Source organism: Niabella beijingensis (genome assembly GCF_020034665.1).
Classification (GTDB): Bacteria; Bacteroidota; Bacteroidia; order Chitinophagales; family Chitinophagaceae; genus Niabella; species Niabella beijingensis.
Window position 1 is genome coordinate 1318152 of the sequence record NZ_JAIQDI010000002.1, and the last position, 20749, is coordinate 1338900.

20 protein-coding genes are annotated in these 20749 nt (G+C 45.2%); 6 read left to right on the forward strand and 14 right to left on the reverse strand.

Annotation, left to right across the window (positions count from 1 at the left end):
• Positions 1 to 92: 92 nt before the first annotated feature.
• Together K7B07_RS21475 and K7B07_RS21480 are read right to left on the reverse strand one after the other, a co-directional pair.
• On the reverse strand, positions 93 to 833 hold the full coding sequence (locus tag K7B07_RS21475; protein WP_223712597.1) for a DUF3307 domain-containing protein: 741 nt from the start codon (positions 831 to 833) through the stop codon (positions 93 to 95).
• The gene (locus K7B07_RS21480) at positions 830 to 1441 is read right to left on the reverse strand and encodes a SatD family protein (protein ID WP_223712598.1); all 612 of its coding nucleotides are present in this window, start codon (positions 1439 to 1441) and stop codon (positions 830 to 832) included. Before K7B07_RS21480 ends, K7B07_RS21475 begins: the two co-directional genes overlap by 4 nt.
• Positions 1442 to 1738: 297 nt before the next feature.
• Here K7B07_RS21480 and K7B07_RS21485 point away from each other — a divergent pair, with 297 nt between their 5' ends.
• Together K7B07_RS21485 and K7B07_RS21490 are read left to right on the forward strand one after the other, a co-directional pair.
• Positions 1739 to 2503 (forward strand): SDR family NAD(P)-dependent oxidoreductase, encoded by a 765-nt coding sequence (locus K7B07_RS21485; RefSeq protein WP_223712599.1) that lies wholly within the window; start codon positions 1739 to 1741, stop codon positions 2501 to 2503.
• Between the two features lie 74 nt (positions 2504 to 2577).
• On the forward strand, positions 2578 to 3438 hold the full coding sequence (locus tag K7B07_RS21490; RefSeq protein ID WP_223712600.1) for a fumarylacetoacetate hydrolase family protein: 861 nt from the start codon (positions 2578 to 2580) through the stop codon (positions 3436 to 3438).
• Between the two features lie 165 nt (positions 3439 to 3603).
• Here K7B07_RS21490 and K7B07_RS21495 read toward each other — a convergent pair whose 3' ends face one another.
• On the reverse strand, positions 3604 to 3969 hold the full coding sequence (locus tag K7B07_RS21495; RefSeq protein WP_223712601.1) for a winged helix-turn-helix transcriptional regulator: 366 nt from the start codon (positions 3967 to 3969) through the stop codon (positions 3604 to 3606).
• 122 nt (positions 3970 to 4091) lie between these two features.
• Between K7B07_RS21495 and K7B07_RS21500 the strand changes: the two genes are divergently transcribed.
• Positions 4092 to 5039, forward strand: a complete 948-nt coding sequence (locus K7B07_RS21500) for an NADP-dependent oxidoreductase (RefSeq protein WP_223712602.1) — start codon at positions 4092 to 4094, stop codon at positions 5037 to 5039.
• Positions 5040 to 5175: 136 nt separating this feature from the next.
• Here K7B07_RS21500 and K7B07_RS21505 read toward each other — a convergent pair whose 3' ends face one another.
• On the reverse strand, positions 5176 to 5988 hold the full coding sequence (locus K7B07_RS21505) for an enoyl-ACP reductase FabI (protein WP_223712603.1): 813 nt from the start codon (positions 5986 to 5988) through the stop codon (positions 5176 to 5178).
• A 40-nt stretch (positions 5989 to 6028) separates the two neighbouring features.
• The gene (locus K7B07_RS21510) at positions 6029 to 8272 is read right to left on the reverse strand and encodes an HAD-IIB family hydrolase (protein ID WP_223712604.1); all 2244 of its coding nucleotides are present in this window, start codon (positions 8270 to 8272) and stop codon (positions 6029 to 6031) included.
• A gap of 158 nt (positions 8273 to 8430) precedes the next feature.
• On the opposite strand from K7B07_RS21510, the gene K7B07_RS21515 reads away from it, so the two are divergent.
• A complete protein-coding gene (locus tag K7B07_RS21515; RefSeq protein ID WP_223712605.1) occupies positions 8431 to 9909 on the forward strand; it encodes a glycoside hydrolase family protein in 1479 nt (492 codons plus the stop codon).
• On the opposite strand, the gene K7B07_RS21520 is transcribed toward K7B07_RS21515, so the two are convergent.
• On the reverse strand, positions 9903 to 10589 hold the full coding sequence (locus tag K7B07_RS21520) for a DUF1003 domain-containing protein (RefSeq protein ID WP_223712606.1): 687 nt from the start codon (positions 10587 to 10589) through the stop codon (positions 9903 to 9905). The two genes, K7B07_RS21515 and K7B07_RS21520, sit on opposite strands and share 7 nt — an antisense overlap.
• 52 nt (positions 10590 to 10641) lie before the next feature.
• Positions 10642 to 11430: a phosphatase PAP2 family protein gene (locus K7B07_RS21525; RefSeq protein ID WP_223712607.1), complete on the reverse strand. Its 789-nt coding sequence runs from the start codon at positions 11428 to 11430 to the stop codon at positions 10642 to 10644.
• A gap of 284 nt (positions 11431 to 11714) precedes the next feature.
• On the opposite strand from K7B07_RS21525, the gene K7B07_RS21530 reads away from it, so the two are divergent.
• Complete coding sequence (locus K7B07_RS21530) at positions 11715 to 12746, forward strand: Atu2307/SP_0267 family LLM class monooxygenase (RefSeq protein WP_223712608.1); 1032 nt, start codon at positions 11715 to 11717, stop codon at positions 12744 to 12746.
• A 6-nt stretch (positions 12747 to 12752) separates the two neighbouring features.
• Here K7B07_RS21530 and K7B07_RS21535 read toward each other — a convergent pair whose 3' ends face one another.
• Positions 12753 to 13763, reverse strand: a complete 1011-nt coding sequence (locus tag K7B07_RS21535; protein WP_223712609.1) for a GlxA family transcriptional regulator — start codon at positions 13761 to 13763, stop codon at positions 12753 to 12755.
• A gap of 206 nt (positions 13764 to 13969) precedes the next feature.
• Here K7B07_RS21535 and K7B07_RS21540 point away from each other — a divergent pair, with 206 nt between their 5' ends.
• Positions 13970 to 14395 carry a VOC family protein gene (locus K7B07_RS21540; RefSeq protein ID WP_223712610.1) on the forward strand — a complete coding sequence of 142 codons (426 nt, stop codon included), beginning with the start codon at positions 13970 to 13972 and terminating at the stop codon, positions 14393 to 14395.
• Here K7B07_RS21540 and K7B07_RS21545 read toward each other — a convergent pair.
• From K7B07_RS21545 to K7B07_RS21570, 6 genes are all read right to left on the reverse strand, one after another.
• A complete protein-coding gene (locus tag K7B07_RS21545; RefSeq protein WP_223712611.1) occupies positions 14382 to 14945 on the reverse strand; it encodes a DUF5715 family protein in 564 nt (187 codons plus the stop codon). The two genes, K7B07_RS21540 and K7B07_RS21545, sit on opposite strands and share 14 nt — an antisense overlap.
• A 56-nt stretch (positions 14946 to 15001) precedes the next feature.
• Positions 15002 to 15676, reverse strand: coding sequence for a sugar transferase (locus K7B07_RS21550; protein ID WP_223712612.1), 675 nt, complete (start codon positions 15674 to 15676; stop codon positions 15002 to 15004).
• A gap of 66 nt (positions 15677 to 15742) precedes the next feature.
• Positions 15743 to 16954 carry a polysaccharide biosynthesis protein gene (locus K7B07_RS21555; RefSeq protein ID WP_223712613.1) on the reverse strand — a complete coding sequence of 404 codons (1212 nt, stop codon included), beginning with the start codon at positions 16952 to 16954 and terminating at the stop codon, positions 15743 to 15745.
• A 2-nt stretch (positions 16955 to 16956) separates the two neighbouring features.
• Positions 16957 to 17868, reverse strand: coding sequence for an NAD-dependent epimerase/dehydratase family protein (locus tag K7B07_RS21560; RefSeq protein WP_223712614.1), 912 nt, complete (start codon positions 17866 to 17868; stop codon positions 16957 to 16959).
• Positions 17865 to 19037 (reverse strand): glycosyltransferase family 4 protein, encoded by a 1173-nt coding sequence (locus tag K7B07_RS21565; RefSeq protein WP_223712615.1) that lies wholly within the window; start codon positions 19035 to 19037, stop codon positions 17865 to 17867. The genes K7B07_RS21560 and K7B07_RS21565 overlap by 4 nt, the downstream gene beginning before the upstream one ends.
• On the reverse strand, positions 19034 to 20602 hold the full coding sequence (locus tag K7B07_RS21570) for an alginate lyase family protein (RefSeq protein WP_223712616.1): 1569 nt from the start codon (positions 20600 to 20602) through the stop codon (positions 19034 to 19036). Before K7B07_RS21570 ends, K7B07_RS21565 begins: the two co-directional genes overlap by 4 nt.
• Between the last annotated feature and the right edge of the window lie 147 nt (positions 20603 to 20749).

A 20749-nucleotide genomic window follows, 5' to 3' on the forward strand; every position in this document is an offset into this window, starting at 1 on the left:
CGGAAAAAAGCGGTTTATGAAAACGATTGCGCAGCTGTATTCCTGGTTGTTTTATAAAAGGACAACCGGTTGCATTAAAAAAATGAGTGGTATTAATGGATATAAGAAGTACTGATGCCGATCACCTGTTCAACGATCACGCCGGTAACGATCGCAATGCCAAAGCTAAGCAGGGTGCCAATGAGTATGTATTCGGTCAGCTTCCGGTCCTGTCCCACCTTCAGGTCGCTGAAACGGAAAACTGATTTGGCCGTTACCAGGAACCCGATGGCCACCCATTGCTGGTTGAGGATAAAGATCAGTACCAGTATGCGCTCAATATAGCCGATCATCATACCGGCATGCTGCAATGATTTGGTTTCAATAACATCTGTCCTGATTTCTGTAGCCGGCGCCCATTTGGATAAGATCAGTTTGATGATCACAGAAACCGGGGTGGTAAGCAGTACCAGGCCGGTGGCAATGATCAGCAATGTGTTTACCTGCGAAGGAGTTACCTGCAATGCAAACGGCTCCATCCACCAGGCAACGCATACGATCACGGTGAGATGCAATACCTGGTCCAGTACAAAGAATGTTTTACTTGTTTTTGGTGTTTGTAACTGGAGTTTGGCCAGGTCGATCAGCAGGTGGCTGCCTGCAATAACCGCGGCCGGGGCCAGGTAACGGGCGTCCATGGTGATCAGCAGGATCAATGCAAAATGAATGAGTACATGCAGGTACAGCTTGGGACTTTTGTATTTTTTGCGTTCTTTTTCTTCCACCCAGCGTGAGGGCTGCAACACAAAATCGCCCAGTAAATGAGCCAGCAACAGTTTTATCAGTAGTATCATGTGGTGTGTCCGGTTATTGTTGATTGATAAAATTTATTGAAATCGATCAGGAGATCAAATTGTGCACGTTTACGGCTCTGGCTTACCGCAGACTGGTTGATCTTTAATTTTTCCGCGACCTGCTGCTGGTTCCATTCGGGCTTTTCCAGGAACAGCTGTACGATCGCCGCTGCAGCCGGACTCCAGTTGTCCATGATCAGCGAAGCAAAACGCGCCAGAAGGTTCAGGGTGGTATCTGTCTTTTCATCTCCGGTTGCCAGTGCCAGCGTGGTCTTTTCTTCCTTCATGCTGTCAAATTTCCGGCCGGATCGTACAAATGCAGTCCCGTTCGACTCTGTAAGCTTTTCCGTTTTATACGAAACGTCCCCCAGCCCGATGCTGAGCCGCACATCCAGGTCTACCTTTTGTTTTATGATACTTTTCAACAGCATGCATTTGAAGAGGGCTTCAGCCGGCGGTAACCTCAGCTGGAAGGCATCGCCGCGGTAGATCTCCCAGTCGCCCGGGGTCTGACCTTGCTTTTTTAAAAAGTTTTTCAGAAGCGGCATCCACTCTTTGGGATCCACCGTTTCTGAACGGATGATATCTCCGGTAACGATTGCTATCATACTTCAAATATAAGCAAATAAACTTATAAATTTAATTATAATCTTAAATGCTTATAAATTTTTTTATTAGTTAAATAGCTTATAATTAAAGTACAACAGATAGATAAAAATACTAAAATTATTAGTATTTTTAAAATAATTTATCCACTGCCCGGATGCTTTGATTGCAGGGGGCCGGTTCCTAAAGGCGGTCGTACCCTTATCTTATTCAATCTTATACTCCATTTACTCCTCTTTTTTATCATTTATATGGTAAATTAGCCGCGCCATTTTAATTTTAAGCGTATATATTCAATTATGTTTCAACTAAACAATAAAACCGCTGTGATAACAGGCGGCGGAAGCGGTATCGGGAAGGCCGTAGCGCTTTTATTTGCAAAGGCCGGTGCCCGGGTGGTAGTGGCTGATTTTAATAAGGAAGCCGGATTGCAGACAATCGGCGAGATCGAGGCCGCCGGTGGCAAGGCGGAGGGTATTTTTCTGGATGTATCCCGCCAGGAAGAGGTTACTGCGGCCTTTGAACAGCTGCAGGTGATTGATATCCTGGTGAACAGTGCCGGTATCTCCCATATAGGAAAGGCGGACACCACTGCTGAAGCAGACTTCGACCGGGTTTACAGCGTAAATGTAAAAGGTGTTTATAACATGTTGCATGCGGCGATACCACGAATGAAGAAACAGGGCGGTGGGGTAATCGTCAATATGGCTTCCATTGCCTCCAGTATCGGATTGCCCGATCGTTTTGCCTATTCGATGAGTAAAGGAGCGGTGCTGGCCATGACCCTGTCGGTTGCCAAGGATTATATCAGCGATGGCATCCGTTGCAATTGTGTTTCTCCTGCACGGGTACATACGCCCTTTGTGGATGGGTTCCTTGGAAAGACCTATCCCGGCAAGGAAAAAGAGATGTTCGATAAATTGTCCAAAACACAACCTATCGGCCGTATGGCCAAACCGGAAGAGATTGCCGCACTGATCCTGTACCTGTGCAGCGACGAGGCCGCATTCATCACCGGATGTGATTATCCGATCGACGGGGGATTCATTAAACTGAACAATTAAAGCGTTTTTGATCTATCGATCATGGCTCTTCCCTTAAACAGTAAAAAGTAAATAATAAAACAATAAATTGGTATATGAAATTAATAAGATACGGGCAGCCGGGAAAGGAAAAGACAGGTGTGCTGATTGATGATGTACGATATGATACATCGGCATTCGGAGAAGATTACAACGAAGCTTTTTTTGAGAACAATGGTTTGGAGCGACTGCAGCAATTTATAAATAAAAATGCTTCCGCTCTGCCAAAAGTGGATGATAACGAACGCTGGGGCAGTTGTGTGGCGCGGCCTTCCAAGATCATTTGCATCGGGTTGAACTACGCCCTGCATGCAAAGGAAACCAATGCTCCTGTTCCCAAAGAACCGGTGATCTTCTTTAAATCCACCACGGCGTTGTGCGGACCTTTTGATGAGGTGATCATTCCGAAGAATTCGGTTAAGACCGACTGGGAAGTGGAACTGGCGGTAGTGATCGGAAAAAAAGCATCCTATGTTGAAGAGGCTGAAGCACTGGATTATGTGGCCGGGTATGCCCTGCACAACGATTACAGTGAGCGGGAGTTCCAGATCGAACGCGGTGGTCAGTGGGTAAAGGGCAAGAGCTGCGATACGTTTGCACCGCTCGGTCCTTTTATGGCCACAACGGATGAAATCGAAAACCCCAATAACCTGAAGCTTTGGTTAAAAGTGAACGGAACCCTGATGCAGGATTCTACTACTTCCGATTTTATCTTTAACATACAACAGGTGATCAGTCACCTGAGCCAGTTCATGACCCTGCTTCCCGGGGATGTGATCTCTACGGGAACACCGGCTGGTGTGGGTTTGGGACAAAAGCCCGAGCCCTGGTACCTGAAACCCGGCGATGTGGTGGAGCTGGGTATTGAAGGACTGGGCACCTCCAAACAAACTGCGGTGGTGTATCAACAAGCATAGATTTAAATGATAGAAGCAGGAGCTGTATCAAAAGTTAGTTCTATACAAGGCTGTTCTGAACTGATTTTTGATACAGCTCTTTTTATGTCCTGACGATCATTCAGGGGGCCTCAAAAGATCCCGGTTCAATGCCATGACCGTTAACTCGAACCTTCTCTTGTATGATCAGGTCTTTGCCTGCGTTGCTTCAGCCCGTTTCTTTTCCCGTTTGATCTGTTTGTCGCCCCATTGCTTCAGATGACCGATGAAGGGGATGAGTTCCTTTCCCGTTGCCGTAAGCGAATATTCCACGCGGGGCGGCACTTCATGAAAAACATTCCTGCTCACCAGATCGTCCTCTTCGAGTTCGCGTAATGTCTGCGTAAGCATCTTGGGCGTAATGTTCTGCACGAGTCGTTTCAGCTCCCCATAACGCAACACATTTTTATGTTCATGAAGGTACCATAAAATACGCCCCTTATATTTTCCGCCGACCCTGCGGAACGCATAATCCACAGAGCAGACATAGTCCGTTGAAATTATTTTTGCCATTTATGATTTCTTTAAATGTTGATAATTAACAATAGTATACTTTTAGTATATAAGTTACTAAAAAGTGCATACTTGTTTTAAAGGTACTATAAAAATAGATTTGCAGTTAAAATAAACAATCAATGAAAGCAATTTTATTAGAGAAGGCCGGCGGCGTTGAGCAACTGAAGCTGACAGATATACCGGAACCGGTCCTGAATGAGAATGAAGTGCTGATACAAACAAAAGCGATCAGCATCAACCCGGTGGATGTAAAGGCAAGGGCGAATGAAAAAACACTGGACTGGCTTTTTGGTACGCAGCGGCCGGTGATCCTGGGGTGGGATATCTCAGGGGAAGTAGTAGCGGCAGGTTCGGATGTAACAAGGTTCAAAAAAGGAGATGCCGTATTTGGGATGATCAATTTTCCGGGTAGTGGCAAGGGCTATGCTGAATATGTTGCCGCTCCGGAAGACCAGCTGGCGATGAAACCTTCGGAGATCTCCCATGAGGAAGCGGCTGCTACCACGCTGGCGGCCTTAACGGCATGGCAGGCGCTGGTTGCCGCTGATCCTGTTGGCAAAGGCGATAAGGTGCTTATTCATGCGGGTGCCGGTGGCGTGGGACATTTCGCTATCCAGATCGCAAAAAACCTCGGGGCCTATGTGGTAGCCACTTCATCCGGGAAGAACCGGGAATTCATCCTGTCACTCGGCGCAGACGCACACATCGATTATACAACGGACAATTTTGATGAAGTATTAAACGATATCGATTTTGTACTGGACACCGTTGGAGGTAATGTGCTGGAGCGGTCTGTTACCGTAACCAGGCCCGGCGGGCGGATCATTACGTTGCCATCCTCCAGTTTTTCTGAGGAAGCCAAAACGGCGGCTGCTGCAAAGAATATCGATCTCAAACAGATCATGGTGCAGTCGAGCGGACAGGATATGCAATCCCTGGCGGCATGGCTTCAGGAAGGGCGGTTAAAAGCAAAAGTGGCGGCCGTTTATCCCTTTGAGGAGCTGGCTAAAGCACATCTTCAGGTAGAAACCGGCAGGACGGTTGGTAAGGTGATCGTTACTTTATAATGAGGTTATGCCCGATGGCCGCAACGGTTGACCATCAATCAATAAAAAGGAGTGGAGATCACTACAGATCTTTCCACTCCTTTTATCGGGGTCAAAACAATGGGAAATTAATATTGCCCGCGCTTGAATGTTTATCTTATTGCATAGACTCCAGTACTGCTTCCGTAACTCCGGTAAAGCTGAACCCTCCATCATGAAAGAGATTCTGCATGGTCACATACCGGGTGAGGTCACTGAACATAACGGAAATATAATTGGCGCAGTCCTCTGCCGGAGCATTACCCAGCGGACTCATTTTCTCTGCATAACTGATAAAGTTGTCAAAGCCTTTTACGCCACTGCCGGCAGTTGTTTTTGTAGGCGATTGCGAAATGGTATTGATGCGCACTTTTTTCTTAACGCCATAGTAATACCCGAAGGTACGGGTAATGCTTTCCAGCAATGCTTTCGCGTCCGCCATTTCGCTGTAGTCGGGAAATACCCGTTGCGCTGCGATGTAGGTCAGCGCGATGACGCTGGCCTGCTCGTTTAAAGCATCCAGGTCCCATGCCGTTTTTAAGATACGGTGCAGGCTCATGGAGGAGATATCGAATGTTTTATGATTCCAGTCGTAATTTAAATCCGTATATTCCTTTCCTTTGCGAACGTTCAGTCCCATGCCTACAGAGTGCAGGATGAAATCGATCTTCCCCCCGAAATGTGCTATTGATTGTTCCAACAGGGCTTTCAGGTCATCCATGCTGGTAACGTCTGCTCCGATCACAGGAGCATTCCCGCATTCCGCTGCCAATTTGTTGATCTCGCCCATGCGCAATGCCACGGGTGCATTGGTCAGTACCAGTTCGGCCCCTTCACGATAACATTGTTGTGCGGTTTTCCATGCAATGGATTTATCATCCAGCGCACCAAAGATGATTCCTTTTTTCCCTTTTAAAAGATTATATGCCATACAGTTGAATTATGAGCGGTAAAAATAAGAATATAATTTCTCATTTCTGATTTTTCTCGCGGCGACTATCAGGGTCGGGTTTATCGCTCCGCGTATCTGATTTTTCTGCTTTTGAAGCGTGCAGGTTCAGATAATGATGAATCCCCTCCATAACGCCTGTGGCCTGTTTTCCTTTTGCAAAATAAACATGCCGGCTTTTTTTCAGCAACTCCAGTTCGGGGCTGTGATTGGATACCACGATGCCTCGGGTACGGCCGCGCAGCATGTCGATATCATTCCCTCCGTTTCCTGCTGTGATAAAATGATCAAGCGGCAGCTGCCATTTATAACTCAGGTAACGCACCGCATTTCCTTTTCCCGCTCTTACGGGCAGGATATCCAGGAACCGGTTGTCGGTCAGTAATATTTTAGCCCTCAGCCTGCGGTCATCCAGGAATTTATAGAGGTCGGCGAGGTCTCCTTCATTAAAATGGTCATTCACATAATAACTGAGTTTGTATTCCCACTGGGCATCGGCTTCCTGCAAATGCAAGCCCGGATAGTTTTCCAGGGCAGCAACGAGTTCTTTCCGTTTCCATTGGTGATTGATATGACTTTCCCAGCCGGGGTCGGGAAGGAAATTCCGGGTATAATAGATCTCTGTACCGGCAGAACAGATCAGGATGTCCGGCTCCGGGAACCGGAACTGCCGGAGTGCCGCACTGGTAAGCGCTTTATTCCGGCCGGAGGCGATCCCGAAAATGACCTTGTTCTTGTTATCGTCTACCCATTGTTTTATGGTGTCCAGGCCGGAGGCGTCCTTTCCCTCGATCAGCGTTCCATCCAGATCCGAAATAAAAAAAAGATCCGCCTTCATCAGTTTTTTACCCAGAGGCAGTTCCTGTGTTTCCTTCAGATGCGCCTGGGGCTTATAGATCTCATCGATCGATTTGATATAGTTTTTGACATGCGCTTCCCAGGAATAATCTTCCTGTCCGGCCCGTATACCATTTGCAGAATATTTTTCCCATAATGCGGTGTCGGCGATGATCTTTTTTAAGGCATCCGCAATTTCCTTTGTGTCCTGAACATTTACCAGCATCCCGTTATGGGCCTTTCCGATGATCTCTTTGGGGCCGCCTGTAGGAGATGCAACGATCGGCAGACCGCAGGCGGCGGCTTCCACGATGGTAAGACCAAAGTTCTCACCGGGGGTGGCATTTACAAATACTCCTTTCCGTTGTGCGGCCAGGCGGTAGATCTCCGGCACTTCAAGCGAAGGATCATTTTTCTTGGGGAGTGCCATTTTGCCGTACAGATCGTATTTGTCCATCAGCAGCAGCAGCCGGGTGAGGATCTCCTGTTCATCTTCCGGCATCTGTGTGATATCCTTCCGCACGCCCGCAAAAATGGCAAGATTGGCCATACTCTGCAGCTCTTTATCCTGCCCGAAGCAGTCGATGATGGTTTCAAAATTTTTGCGCTTGTCCGCCCGTCCTATAGAAAGGATCAGGGGCTTGCCGGGTGCAAAAAGAAAACGTTCGATCTCCGAACTGACGCGGTACATGGCCTGTTCCTGTTCCAGCGGCAGCACAAAGGAAGGCATACCGATGCGGTAAAAAGGATAAAAGACTTCGGTATTGATACCGGGAGGAAGGATCCGGAACCGCGCCTTATCCTTGTTTTGATAAGAACCGTACTGTGTTTCGATCTCATGCTGCGTACTTACAATGATCAGGCTGGCCTGCCGCAGGGTCTTCTCTTCCTCATTCACCCGGCGGACCATATTGAATTTCTGGTTGATCGTTTCTTCCGAGAGCCCGTCCTTTAAAAGGATCGTTTTTTTATTCATCCCAAGCGAATGACCGGTAGCTATAAAAGGGATTTCAAAGATCTTGCTGATCTCCCCGGCGATATAATTCCCATCGGCGTAATGCCCGTGTACGATATCCGGATAGTCGTCCTGTTTTTCAATAAAGCGGATGACCTTGTCTACAAATTCATCAAGGTTATCCCACAAACTTTCTTTAGGTTTGTATAAGTGACCACCGCAGGTGATCCGTACAATACGGGCTTTGGAAGAGATGGTTTCTATTTCGTGACTATATGTTTCCGACACCCGCTTGTCTGCGATCCGCCTGGTGAAAAGATCCACCTTTCTGACCTGCGGATGATGAGACAGGGCTTCCAGTAATTCCAGTACGTATTTTACCTGTCCGCCCGTGTCCTTATCCCTTCCGATCTCAGGTTTATGATGCCGGATCAATCCGTGTGGGCTAAAGAGTTGTATGTAGTATTCTTGCATTGTGTGCTATTTTAGAGGGAACAGCGGGTGCAATTTCCCGGAAGGCGGGTTGCGCCGGATGCAGATCCGGAAAGAAATGTGCCTGCTGATTAACTCCCGGCCGTTCTGTTGCGGCAATTGGACTTAAAAACGGACGAAATATAACTAATTTTTTAAAAATGGAGCGGTTAACCGATAATTTATATTCAGGCTCGGGATTCAGCGAATGGGAAATAGGCGATGTTACGATGATCCTGCATAAGGAAGTATATCATCTTTTTCACCTGATCATTCCCAATCACGACTATATTGCCCATGCAGTTTCGAAAGATGGTATTACATGGCGGCGGGTAAAGAATGCACTGTTTGTAGGCGATCCCGGTGACTGGGATGATGACATGCTCTGGACCATGCAGGTATATGAGGTCAATAACCGGTTCGAGATGTATTATACGGGATTACAGCGTAAAGACAGGGGCGTGGTGTCAAAGATCGGGCTGGCGGTGTCGGATAATCTTTTCGATTGGGAGAAAGTGAATGATGAAGTATTTCCTTTCGGACCACGTGCACCGTATTATGAAACCTATGAGAACAATCCGCGTCTCTGGATGAGCTTCAGGGATCCGTTCCGGTATGATTACGAAGGAAAGACCTTCTTTCTGGTTTGTACACGGTCTGCCACAGGACCGGTTTCGCGAAGGGGCTGTGTAGGTCTGGTACAGCTGATGGATAAGGAACTGATCTTTCATCAGCCGTTGCATTTCCCCCGGATGTACGATGATGTGGAATGCCCCTGCGTATTTGAATTCAACGGAACGCACTACCTGTTGGGTTCGATCCGAGAGGATATAAAAGTGCGGTACTGGTTTGCCCCGGAGTTCATGGGGGAATACCATTGTTTTCATAACAATGTATTACTTCCGCAGGGTAACTATGCAGCCCGGATCCAGAAGGACGGGGATTATTTGCTGATCTATAACTTTTTTTATGCAAACGGAAATGTCAATGCATTACGTATTTTTCCGCCGCCCAAACAGCTGGAAACAGATGACCGGGGAAGGCTGGTACTGAAGAGCTATTATCGCTGGGACCAGATGGTGATCCATACCATCATTCAGAATGATATGGGAACCATTATTCCGTTGTTTAAAAATCCCACGGCCGTTTTTGAACAGAGCGATGACCGATGGACCTGCGGATCCCGCAGCGGATATGAGGTTTTTGTGATACAAAAATCAGCGCCCAGTTTCATCTGGGAAGGGATACTGGCAGTGGAAGGCATGGGAAAGCTGGGACTGGTATCGGATATTGATGAGGAAGGATCGGGCTATTACTATAGTTTTGATGTGATCAACAGTGTGGTGCATCTTCAAAGCTGGGGTTTTAATGCGGCCAATACCCGGGCAAATTTTATTTACAACGTACTCCAGGATAATATCTTTCATGTGAAAGAAGAAAAAGAATTCCATTTTCGGTTGATCCGTTACGGCAATTATATTGAGCTTGCCGTTGATGGTATTGTAAAACTGTCGCTGATCGATTACACATATTTCGGGAACGGTATCGGTTTATATTCCGCTTCTTCAACGATCTCCCTCAGAAGCTCCACATTGAAAAACCTGCCGGTGCCGGAGAGTGAGTACAGCAATGATCATTGATCCTTACCGTCACCGGATAATTTGTGCTCCAGATCCAGCAGCCGGGTCATATATTCTTCCTGGTTGCTGAGCAGCTGGTCCAGTTTTTCGTGCAGGATGCGCACTTCCAGTTCGGATTTCAGGTTGACCATATAATCCATTTTTGAGCGGACACGATCTTTCTCCTCCTGCCGGTTCTGACTCATCATAATGATCGGCGCCTGGAGGGCTGCAAGGCAGGACAGCAGCAGGTTCAGCAGGATAAACGGGTAGGGATCGAACCCCTTGTTGTGCATCCAGTAGATATTGATAAAGATCCATATCAGCAGGAAAAGGACAAAAGAAATAATAAAGGGCCAGCTGCCGCCGAAACCCGATACGCGGTCCGCAAGACGCTGCCCGAGACTCGGTTTATTGCTGTCGTCTTCATCGATCATATCCGAGATGACCGTCTGGTTCGTCATCGATGAAATAACATTGTCTTCCAGTTCAGAAAGCTGGTGAATATCGCGCAACAGGTATTTGGAAATATAGTGCAGTTTGTATTCGTTCAGCTCGTTTTGTGAGATGCTGTCGGAACGTTTCAGATCCGGGCGCTCCAGTTTAATGTATTCAAACAATGCGGGACGCAGCCGCCTGCAGGGGATTTTTTCATTTCCATTGCCGTTGTCTCTGGAACCTGTAAATACAGAATCGTTCATATAGGGACTTTAGTATAAAGCTACGCTTTTGGTGGCTGATTTTAAAGTCTTTTCAAAGCCGTTTCACCACGTATACACCATAGTAACCGTTCGAAACTGCCGGAGCAAAAAGCAGTGTGGCGCTATTTTCAGACCGGCGCTTATTGATTATTTTATCATAGATCCAGTATACCGTAGTGGTCGATGCAATGCCGATGCCCGCGCCGGTGCTTACATCTGCCAGCCAATGCTTGTCTTTTGCCACGCGTAATACAGCTGTAGCCGTTGCGGCAGTGTAACCGGCAACCGTATACCAGACGGAGCGCTGACCATATTCCCGCCGCAAAAATTCCGCGGATGCAAAGGCCAGGGAACTATGTCCGGAGGGGAAGGAGTGATCATTACTTTTATCCGGGCGCAATACCCGGGTGTTGTTTTTCAGCGGATAGACGATTGCAGAAGACAGACCGGCCGATAACGCATAAAGTAATGCCTGTTCCCCGGGCTTATGTGCTCCCTTTACGCCGAATGCCTGCAACCCCAATACTGCGGCAGCAGGGGCGAGTGCCGTATAATTCTCGGGTACCAGGAAGGGACTGGTTTCTTTGCCCGCGCTGCCTGGTGAAACAGTGAACGCTTCTTTTTTATTAACCTTTACAATGGTGGCAACAGTGCCATAACTTATAAGGGCTGCAGGCAGAATATAAGAACGGCCGGTAACGCGTTTGGGATAAAAAATATGCTTTCTGATAGCCTGATCTCCCTGCCGGCTGATGCTGTCAGGAGTTTGCGTTGCCGCGATACCCGGTAGCAGGAACAGGAAGGTGATAAAGGCACTGGTCTTTTGGGGAAGAAAGATCAATATGATTGTTTTTATGCGATTTTCAGTAGTGGATAATAATTCATTGCAAAATACGGTGTTACCGGATGTATTCCAAACTGTCACGGTGTTGCCGGAATTAATTCCGTATTTTAAGATGTTGATGTTAAAGGCGCTGAAACGTCCGGGGCGCCTTTCATCTTCTCATCCGTCACCGCGGAATAGGGAAGGGCCGGCCATTTCGGCCAGTGAGCTGTTTTTTCATTAATCTAGGTTAAGCGCTGCCCGCCGGAAGCGTGCTAAATTTGTAGTCAAAACTCAAAGATATGGAACTAGGTATCAGCATGTTTGGAGATCTTCACTTCGACCCGGCAACCAATACGGTTCAGGCACCGGGTGAGCGACTGAAAGAGATCATAGAAGAAATAAAATTAATGGATGAAGTGGGGCTGGATTATTTTGGTATCGGTGAGCACCACCGGCCGGATTATGCGGTCCCCACTCCTGAGATCGTATTGGCAGCGGCAGCAACGGTTACCAAAAGAATAAAGCTGGGAAGTGCGGTATCCGTTATCAGCTCATCGGATCCGGTGAAGCTGTACCAGAATTTTGCGATGGTGGACCTCCTTTCTGATGGCCGGGCAGAGCTGATGGCCGGCAGGGGCAGCTTTATCGAATCATTCCCGTTATTCGGTTACGATCTCCGGGATTATGACGCGTTATTTGAAGAAAAGCTGGAATTGTTGCTAAAGATCAATAAAAATGCGGTGGTCACCTGGAAGGGAAAACACCGGGCACCATTACAGGAGCAAATGGTATTGCCGAGAGCCACCAACAATCACCTGCCTGTCTGGGTAGCTGTGGGGGGCACCCCTTCATCGGTGGATCGTGCAGGCCGGCTTGGATTGCCACTGATGATCGCGATCATTGGCGGATCCCCCGCGCAGTTCCAGCCTTTTTTTGAATTGTATAAAAAAACCTATCAACAATATGGTCATCCTGCGGATCAGTACCAGGTGGGCATACATGTGCATGGTTTTTACGGGGAAGACAGCGCTGCTTTAAGCGAGATGTATTACCCGTTGTATGCCGCCCAGATGGACCGGGTGGGGCGCAGCAGGGGATGGCCGCCTTACAGAAGGAACCAGTTTGATTTTGGAAAAACGAAGAATGGGGCACTGGTGATCGGCGATGCCAATGAAGCTATTGATAAGATCTTATACCTGCAGGAGCTATTCGGACTGACCCGCTTTGCCACACATATGGATACCGGGGCGCCCATGCATAAAGATATTATGAAATCCATTGAGATCTACGGAACTAAAATAGCACCAAAGGTCCGTGAGGCACTAAAATAATAACCGCTACGCCGAAAAGGCATAGCTGGCGGAGGGCATTTCAAGATTGGCTTTGTAATATTTATTCCGGTATTCAATTGGGGTGAGTCCGGTCACTTTTTTAAACACATCCCTGAAAGCCTTGGTATCCGTATAGCCTACATCATACATCACCTCGTTTATGTTCAGGCGTTTGGATTCAAACTTCCGTTTGGCGGCTTCAATACGCACCCGTTGGATGTATTCCAGCACCGTATTGTTGGTTGCCTGTTTGAAGCGGCGTTCAAAGCTTCTCCGGCTTACAGCGATCAATGCGGCCAGCTGATCGATGCTGATGCGTTCAGCAATGTTCTTTTCGATAAATTCCTGTGCCTTTATGATGCCTTCATCATTATGATCTTTTTGCCCCTTAAAGATCGAAAAGGCATTCTGGCTGTTCCGGTCAATATCAATGGCAAAATATTTGGCAAGAAGGATGGCTGTTTCCCGGTTGGTGTATTTTTCCACCAGGTAGAGCAGGAGATTCCATATAGAGTTGGCGCCACCGCTGGAATAAACTCCGGCTTCGTCGGTGATCACCGTCCCATCGGTTATTTCCACCTGCGGATAGAGCTGCATGAACTCGTGGTAATAGGCCCAGTGGGTGGAGCATTTTTTGTTATCCAGTATACCGGTAGCTGCCAGCAGGAAGGCGCCCAGGCAAAGTGATGCTACTTCTGTTCCCCGGGCATGAATGGCTGTTATAAGCGGCAATGCCGGTTCATTGGAAGCAACGGCCTTGCTCATATCGCCGTGAATCAGCGCGGGAATGATCAGGAGGTCGGCTTCCGTCACATCCTTCAGTAAGCGGTCTGTAGTGACGGCATATAATCCGTTGGAAAGGGGGATCGTTTTTTTCAATCCCACCAGCTCTACCTGGAACTTCGCGGGGTAACCATTGGCGATCAGGAATTCATTGGCTGTCTGAAAAATCCTTGCGGCAGGTGTTACGGCTTCTATAACACCATTGATAGGGACATAAATACAGATCCTTTTCATCAGTCGATTTTTTATTTTTTATGGTCTGACGGAACTTTGCAACTAATTATTCTCCGGGACAGGGAAAATTATTATGCTTCGGTTCATCTCGAAAATTTTTATAAAGATAACTAATGTATCTGTCGCGAACAACCCCTTTTAATGGCGTATATGCCACCAGTTTTACTACCTCAATTTGATCAATTTTGTAGTTGAAAGAATCGCCTGTGATCCGGATAAAATCATATTTAACATTTAACGGAAATTGCCGGGAGGCAATGATTTTTTATAAAAAATGCCTGGGAGGAGAACTGCATTTTCAGACATTGGGTGAATCGGTGGGGGCCGAGCTCTTACCCAAAGCGCTGGAAACATATATCCTGCAGGCTTCGCTGCGTTCTCCGCATGCAGAGATCATAGCAACCGACCTGGTGCCGGAAGAAGGACTATACCAGGGAAATAATGTTGCATTAATGCTCGAATGCAGAAGTCTGAATGAATTAATGCAGGTCTATCAACGGCTGGGTAAAGGCGGAACGGCTACCCAGCGGGTGATTCCGACGGCATCCGGAAGTTATTATGCCTCGCTGACCGACCGGTTTGGCATCCGGTGGATGCTGAATTTCACACCGGAAGGTGTTACCGGACTGTAACGTGAAAGCAGCTCACATAATATTCCTTTATAAACAGGATCTTTCCGCGTGCCTGGTAATTGGCCAGTATGGTGTGCAGCGCCCGTTCCAGCCGCTTATTAGGCCCTTTGCGGCCGTTGAAGCGGATATAGGAAATATCAAAGGAACTACCGTAATTATGAGAGCTGACTCCCGAGGTGGCATTCCCGTTCACCCGTCGCAGCCGGCTTTGCGAATGCAGTGTTCTTGTCAGTGAGGTGATCGTAAAACTGCTCCTGGTCTGTGCATTAAAAGAACGTGCGATCTGGTTAAGGACGGTCTTGGCCCTTGGGGTGAGGTAGGGGCTGCTGTAATTGAGTTTTTGAACCCGGTAGCCTTTTCCGGAGCTGACCCGGGTCAGTTTTTTTTTGCTTACATAATTTTTTACCTGGGCGCTGCTTTTCAGCAATGGCACACCATGCTGGCGGGCTACGTTCAGGTGCGCTTTATAGCGGGCGCTCTGCGCAAAAACCGGATTGTAAGCAATAATCCCCCAACATAGCAACAATGTGTAAAATAGACCTGCCTTCATAAAATCACAGTGAAGTGGTGAACGGGGCAAAGATAGGGAATGGCAGCGCTGCTTGTTTACTGAATATCCGCAAAAGTTCTTTCCGGAAGATTTTTGAATACTTTATGTGGAAGTTTCGTATTCGGACTGATGATTGACCAGGCTGTGAGGAAAATGATCCAGAAATCAACCCGGAGACTTTTATGTTTGTTGTACCACATCTCCAGTTCCCCTTTATACGGCGCAATTACTCTATTGTAATATTCAACCCGGTCCATTTTGGTATTAGTGAGTAGTTGTTCTTCATCCCTGAAAATGATCGATCCGATCCCAGTGATTCCCGGAACAGAATCATATACATGCTTCCTGATATCTTCAGGATAAGCATTAAATGTTTTATCGACAAGCGGGCGCGGGCCCACAATGCTCATGTCTCCTTTCAGCACATTTAATATCTGTGGAAGTTCATTGATTTTTGTCATTCTTAAAAAGCCTCCGATAGGAAGCAACCGGGGATCATTGCGTACAGTGATGAGACCGGTACCCATATTCGGACTGTTTTTCAGCATTGTCGCAAACTTTATAATATTAAAATAGCGATTCTTGTAGCCGATCCGTTTTTGCAGGTAAAAAACATAGTGTTCCCCTGTCAGCAGCAGAATGATCACAATCGGGATCATGAAAGGCAATATAATGAGGAACACTATCAGTGACACAAGGAGATCAAAAAGACGCTTGAAAAAAGGGTACATTATTTAGGGATTAGGATCTAAAAATAAAGTTTTCACTCCGAATAATACCAGCTCCGGCTTAAAAAGTTACATTTTTTGATCGAGATTTATACCTGTTTCAATATGTTCAAACCCTGGTATCATCGAATTCAATGCTGCTATAATGTCTTTCTTTTCAGCTTTTGTATCTTCAAACACCTGTTTTAGTGTTTGAATGACTTTATCAAGTTCATCTATTTTCCTTCTTTTTGCATTTTTGACAATGCCAAAGGATCCGAAAGTTTTTAAGTCTAGCTCTTCTTCATCCGTGTAAAATTCCTCGTACAATTTTTCTCCGCTGGTGTTGCTGGAGAAAAAATAAACAGGATAAATTCCCTTTTTGATGTCTTTTGTCGCTTCTCTGGCTTCTTCTTCTGAAGCACAGCTTTTTGCATCAAATCCCATTTCCTTCAGAAAGGGTTTTACAACATCGGAGAAATTCACCATACTGGATTCCTCCAGTTTGGGAAAAAAGATTTCTCCCGATTGCCCAAGGATGCAGGCGCATAAGCAGATCTGCCCTGATTCGTCAGGGGAAACAAAAAAACGCTTTACGTCGGAAGGGCAGGAGAGCGGCTGTTGTTTTAATACCCGCTCGATAAACCCGGCAAGAAGACTCCCATTTGAAAAAGCCACATTGGCAAACCGGGCAGTTGTGATCTTCATTTGTTCCGAATACGCCAGAATGACTTCTTCCATCAGTTTTTTGCTGGCACCCATTACATTCACGGGATTTGCTGCTTTATCAGTTGAAACACAGAAAAAATGTTTGGGTGGCTGCTTGGATAATAATTCCAGCAGCTCTTTCGCCCGGGTTACGTTGTTATCGATCATCGCTTCAATGGAGAAGATGTCTTTCTCGGAGCGTACATGTTTGTGCGCTGCAAAATTGGCAACGATATCAAAAGGCCCTTCGTGTTCAAAGATCTTTCTGAAAGCATTATCGCTGAAATTTACCGGATATGTTTTGAAGTCGCTCGGTAACTTCAGATCCGTGCGGCTCCGGCAGTCACGCACCAGTTCGGTAAGGCCGTTCTCGTTAATATCCACTACGATCAATTTCCCTGGGTTATAACGCACGAGTGCCCGGATAAATGAAGACCCTATGGTTCCGGCACCGCCGATGATCAGGACCTTTTTATCTTTTATTTCGTCTTGTAGTCTTTTCGCATGCGCTTCCATATCGGGGAGGAAAAGGCTTTGAGAGCGGTAGGTGATATGTGCTCCGATAAATTGCTCGATGTTGAAGTGTAGAGGCATATTTAAATGTTTTGAAAACTTTGGATTGTTTTTTTGAGACCTTCCTCCGATGTAGTCGGAAGCTGCTCTATGTTTAGTTCTTTTTTTATTTTCTGATTAGACACGATGTAGCTTTCTGTCAGTTTTTTTAAACGCTCCGAGTTCAACGGTAAAAACCTAAGTGTATCGCCAATTTTGGCTAGACGGCTTACAAAGCCAGAGGAAATTGCCCAAAGCCGGGGTCGCTTCCCTTCCAGCTTAGCAATTAATGTGATCAGTTCATTTGTTGACAAAGGTATATCATCTGCGAAATTATAGATCCCTGACCGGACTTCAGGGTTATTGAGCATTTGTGCCATCAAATAACACAGGTTGTCAATACTCAAAAATGATCTTTTGTTTTCAAACGCCGCCAGCGGCCAGGGCAACCCTTTTTTTGCAAGTTTATAGAGAAGGTTGAGATTGCCTTTGTTGCCGGGGCCGTGAATCATGCAGGGGCGGATTATAAAAAGTCGTTTTCCGGGAGGTAACGTTTGTGACAATAAATATTTTTCTGCCTCCTGTTTTGATTTTCCATAGGGTGTCTTTGGATGTGCAGCTACTTCTTCTGTTAAAATCTCGTCCACTGTGTCAGCAACAGCTTTTACTGAGCTGAAATAATAGAAATCACGACAACCGGATTGCAAAAATTGGAGGAATAATTTAATGGTAAGGTCCCGGTTTACGGCAACATATGTACGCTCGTCTGTTGTGTTGGAAGTATCGTGCGCTTTGCCTGCTAAGTGAATAATAGCATCGTATTGATCGGGGAGGTTTTGCTGCCAATCATTAGTTCGGAGTGATAATGGAAATATTTCATTTCCTTCTTCCTGAAGAAAGGCTATTAAATTTTGACCCACAAAGCCGGAAGCTCCGGTGATTAATACTGTTTTCATAAATACCCCAATATAGATTTAGACATCTCTTTATTTATGGCTTCTCTCTGAAATTTTTCTTTGAAGGAAATTCTCTCTTCCAGTTTATATATATAAAGATTTAATTGGTCTACCATCGCTTCCGAATCGCCTGGGGGGAAAAGTATTTTATTGGAAATGTTTTTTTCAATAAAATCATACGCGTGGCCGGCAACTCCTGCGATAATGGGCTTGTCATATGCGCCTAGTTCGAAAATTTTGGAAGGAAGTACCTTTTTAAATGCATCATAGTCATTCAAATGGATAAACAAGAAGTCTGCTTTGTTATAGATACTTAACAAATCGCTTCGGTTTTGAGGGGGAATAATTTTTACATTATTTATTTTTAATCTTTCCATTTCACCTATGAACTTATCTTTTGCTCCTCCATCACCAACAATTAAAAACTGATATGTATTCCCCAATTTTTTTGCTGCTTGAGGTATGATTTTATGTAATCCCTGACCTTCTCCAATGTTACCGGCATATACAATTCTTTTAACAGGATTTTCAGATGGAACACTTGGAGGAATGTTTAAGAACTCTTGATCAATACCATTAGGATAGAAGGAGTAATTAGGCTTTTTAAATTTTTTAAAATAGGGTGCAAATCCTTCTGATATCAAATTGATGTGGGCCGCATAGCTAAACACTTTTTGCTCTATGAGCCTAAGAGTCAATAATATACCTGGTTTTAGTATTGATTTTTTTAGAACATCTTCCATAGTGTCGGTAAAAATATCCCGAATGTCCAGATAGAGCGGGATATGTTTTTTCTTTGCAATGGAATAGCCCAGATAAGCTGTAAACAACCGAGACGAAGATGCCACCACCAAATCGTATTTTTTACCACGGGTTTGTCTTTTCACCGCATTAAAATATGTTTTAAAGGAGTTGATTTGATCCTGCATTCCGCTTTTATGCTTTGGAATTGAAATCCGGTGTACCTGATAATTCTCAAATTCTTCAAAATGAGGCGCTTCTGACTGGAAGGAGCTATATCGGTTAGGGAGCGTTGTAAATACTTCAATAGATGCCTCGTTTTTCGCCTGTCTTGCGAGCTCTTTTATCAAGGGGCTATTGCGGAAGGAGCCTGCACAAAGATCCGGTTCAAAATAAAAAGTTAGATAGAGTATCTTTTTCTTTGTCATATATTTTTAATATGAATAACTGTCGTCAACTGGCTTTTGAAATGCACTTTTAATCTTGTTCCTTCTTTATAGTGATTATATCCTTCTGCCATCTTATATGTTTCGTAAACAATATTATCAACATGTTGAAACTCTAGGATGCTTTGTAAAGTTACGGCTTGAAGTGAAATGGAAGGATGCAAATGAAAGTAGGCGACAGCTGATTCCGCAGGGCCAGTGACTTTATCTTTAATAATAATTTTATCAGGATAAAACTCAAAATGACGATAGTGGATAATTCCCCATCTTTGATAGCCATTGTGGGAGGCTGTTATACTATAATTTGTTTCTGATTCAATTTGAATCTTTGCTCTTTCAGCGACTCTGAACCCTCCCCAAACCTGCGATTGGTTGTTATTATTTATTACTACAGTATTATGGCTTTGTGTACTTCTTTCATGATTTCTTCGTTCACCGATTTGGTAGGTCGAAGTGCCTTGTTCCACAAAGAAAGGCTCTCCATTTTTATATAAAATGAATGAAAGGGCATCGGAATGTGCATGGCCTGGTTGATAGGAGGCGCCGATAGGTGCCACATCTACACGACATTCATAATTATCATGATTAAATGCGCGATATCCTGAGTCTTTTAATTTCCATTGGTTTGGCGGTTGAATATTTAATAATTTTCCATATTCAATAAGCCAAGAGGTTGATTGGGCAATACCAATGGTGCTATCGTTAAAATGTGGTATATCACCATTTTGAAAAGACATTTGCTTCAGCCACGCCAGCATTTTCTCTGCAATATTTTTTACAAAAGAGCCAAAGTCAGGCTTTCGACCTTCCCAATTGGAATACCAGTCAGAAAGTTCTAATACGCGGAATAAAATGATCTGATGATACATTGGACTTAACTCAAAATGTCCCCCATCTACGAGCACTTGTTCCGCCAATTGTTTTTGCAATCCTTTTTCGGCTTTGATTATCCAAGTTTTTTCTGAAAATAATGTTCCTCCCATAAGGAGTGCAAAATAATTCTCTAACAAGTGATTGGCTAATAAATGAAACTCAAGCCGCTTACTAAGAAAGTCCAGTTCAGCGTGGATATCGGAAAGCATCTTCTCGTCTTTGTCACCGTTTGCAGAAAGGAAACGAATTGCGTTTATAATGCGGAGTGATGCTGGGTACGGCTCTAATGGCAGTCTGCCTGAATAGAGCCATTCATGAAGTGAATTCCAAAGGGCCTTTTTTGTTTTAATAGAGAGGTTCTCCTGTAGTAAATAGTTAGCATATTGCAGGTTGTAATTCCATAGGGCCCCATGTTTCTGCAATGCCCAATCAATCTCGGTATCAAATTGTTCGATTATATTCAGAAAGCAAAAATTGGTTCCTGTTTCATTAACCATTTGAGGCTGGAAGGGAGGTAAGGAGAAGAAAGGGATGACCAGTTGGTCAATCCTGTATCGACTGTTGTAGGTGTTTAGAGGAGCTGCTTTCTTCAAACGATACAAGATCTGATATTGCAGTTGTACTGCCTTCAGATATTTAGTTGTGTTCAGAAGTAATTTTAATTTACGAAGCATGAATATTATATAGTTGTATACAAACATTCAATAATATGTTTCCTTCAGTTAACTCACTTCGCCTTCGATTTACCTCTAATGGCTCAAAGAATTTTAAATTCATTTTTTATTATAATGTCATATAAATAGATTAGGTCGCTTTTTTGA

What these genes read in the sequence shown, in the direction of transcription:
- K7B07_RS21490 (WP_223712600.1), top strand. Translation starts at nt 2,578, where the DNA reads ATGAAATTAATAAGATACGGGCAGCCGGGAAAGGAAAAGACAGGTGTG.
- K7B07_RS21560 (WP_223712614.1), bottom strand. Translation starts at nt 17,868, where the DNA reads ATGAAAACAGTATTAATCACCGGAGCTTCCGGCTTTGTGGGTCAAAAT.
- K7B07_RS21520 (WP_223712606.1), bottom strand. Translation starts at nt 10,589, where the DNA reads ATGAACGATTCTGTATTTACAGGTTCCAGAGACAACGGCAATGGAAAT.
- K7B07_RS21505 (WP_223712603.1), bottom strand. Translation starts at nt 5,988, where the DNA reads ATGGCATATAATCTTTTAAAAGGGAAAAAAGGAATCATCTTTGGTGCG.
- K7B07_RS21565 (WP_223712615.1), bottom strand. Translation starts at nt 19,037, where the DNA reads ATGACAAAGAAAAAGATACTCTATCTAACTTTTTATTTTGAACCGGAT.
- K7B07_RS21530 (WP_223712608.1), top strand. Translation starts at nt 11,715, where the DNA reads ATGGAACTAGGTATCAGCATGTTTGGAGATCTTCACTTCGACCCGGCA.
- K7B07_RS21550 (WP_223712612.1), bottom strand. Translation starts at nt 15,676, where the DNA reads ATGTACCCTTTTTTCAAGCGTCTTTTTGATCTCCTTGTGTCACTGATA.
- K7B07_RS21570 (WP_223712616.1), bottom strand. Translation starts at nt 20,602, where the DNA reads ATGCTTCGTAAATTAAAATTACTTCTGAACACAACTAAATATCTGAAG.
- K7B07_RS21485 (WP_223712599.1), top strand. Translation starts at nt 1,739, where the DNA reads ATGTTTCAACTAAACAATAAAACCGCTGTGATAACAGGCGGCGGAAGC.
- K7B07_RS21545 (WP_223712611.1), bottom strand. Translation starts at nt 14,945, where the DNA reads ATGAAGGCAGGTCTATTTTACACATTGTTGCTATGTTGGGGGATTATT.
- K7B07_RS21500 (WP_223712602.1), top strand. Translation starts at nt 4,092, where the DNA reads ATGAAAGCAATTTTATTAGAGAAGGCCGGCGGCGTTGAGCAACTGAAG.
- K7B07_RS21555 (WP_223712613.1), bottom strand. Translation starts at nt 16,954, where the DNA reads ATGCCTCTACACTTCAACATCGAGCAATTTATCGGAGCACATATCACC.
- K7B07_RS21495 (WP_223712601.1), bottom strand. Translation starts at nt 3,969, where the DNA reads ATGGCAAAAATAATTTCAACGGACTATGTCTGCTCTGTGGATTATGCG.
- K7B07_RS21475 (WP_223712597.1), bottom strand. Translation starts at nt 833, where the DNA reads ATGATACTACTGATAAAACTGTTGCTGGCTCATTTACTGGGCGATTTT.
- K7B07_RS21510 (WP_223712604.1), bottom strand. Translation starts at nt 8,272, where the DNA reads ATGCAAGAATACTACATACAACTCTTTAGCCCACACGGATTGATCCGG.
- K7B07_RS21535 (WP_223712609.1), bottom strand. Translation starts at nt 13,763, where the DNA reads ATGAAAAGGATCTGTATTTATGTCCCTATCAATGGTGTTATAGAAGCC.
- K7B07_RS21480 (WP_223712598.1), bottom strand. Translation starts at nt 1,441, where the DNA reads ATGATAGCAATCGTTACCGGAGATATCATCCGTTCAGAAACGGTGGAT.
- K7B07_RS21515 (WP_223712605.1), top strand. Translation starts at nt 8,431, where the DNA reads ATGGAGCGGTTAACCGATAATTTATATTCAGGCTCGGGATTCAGCGAA.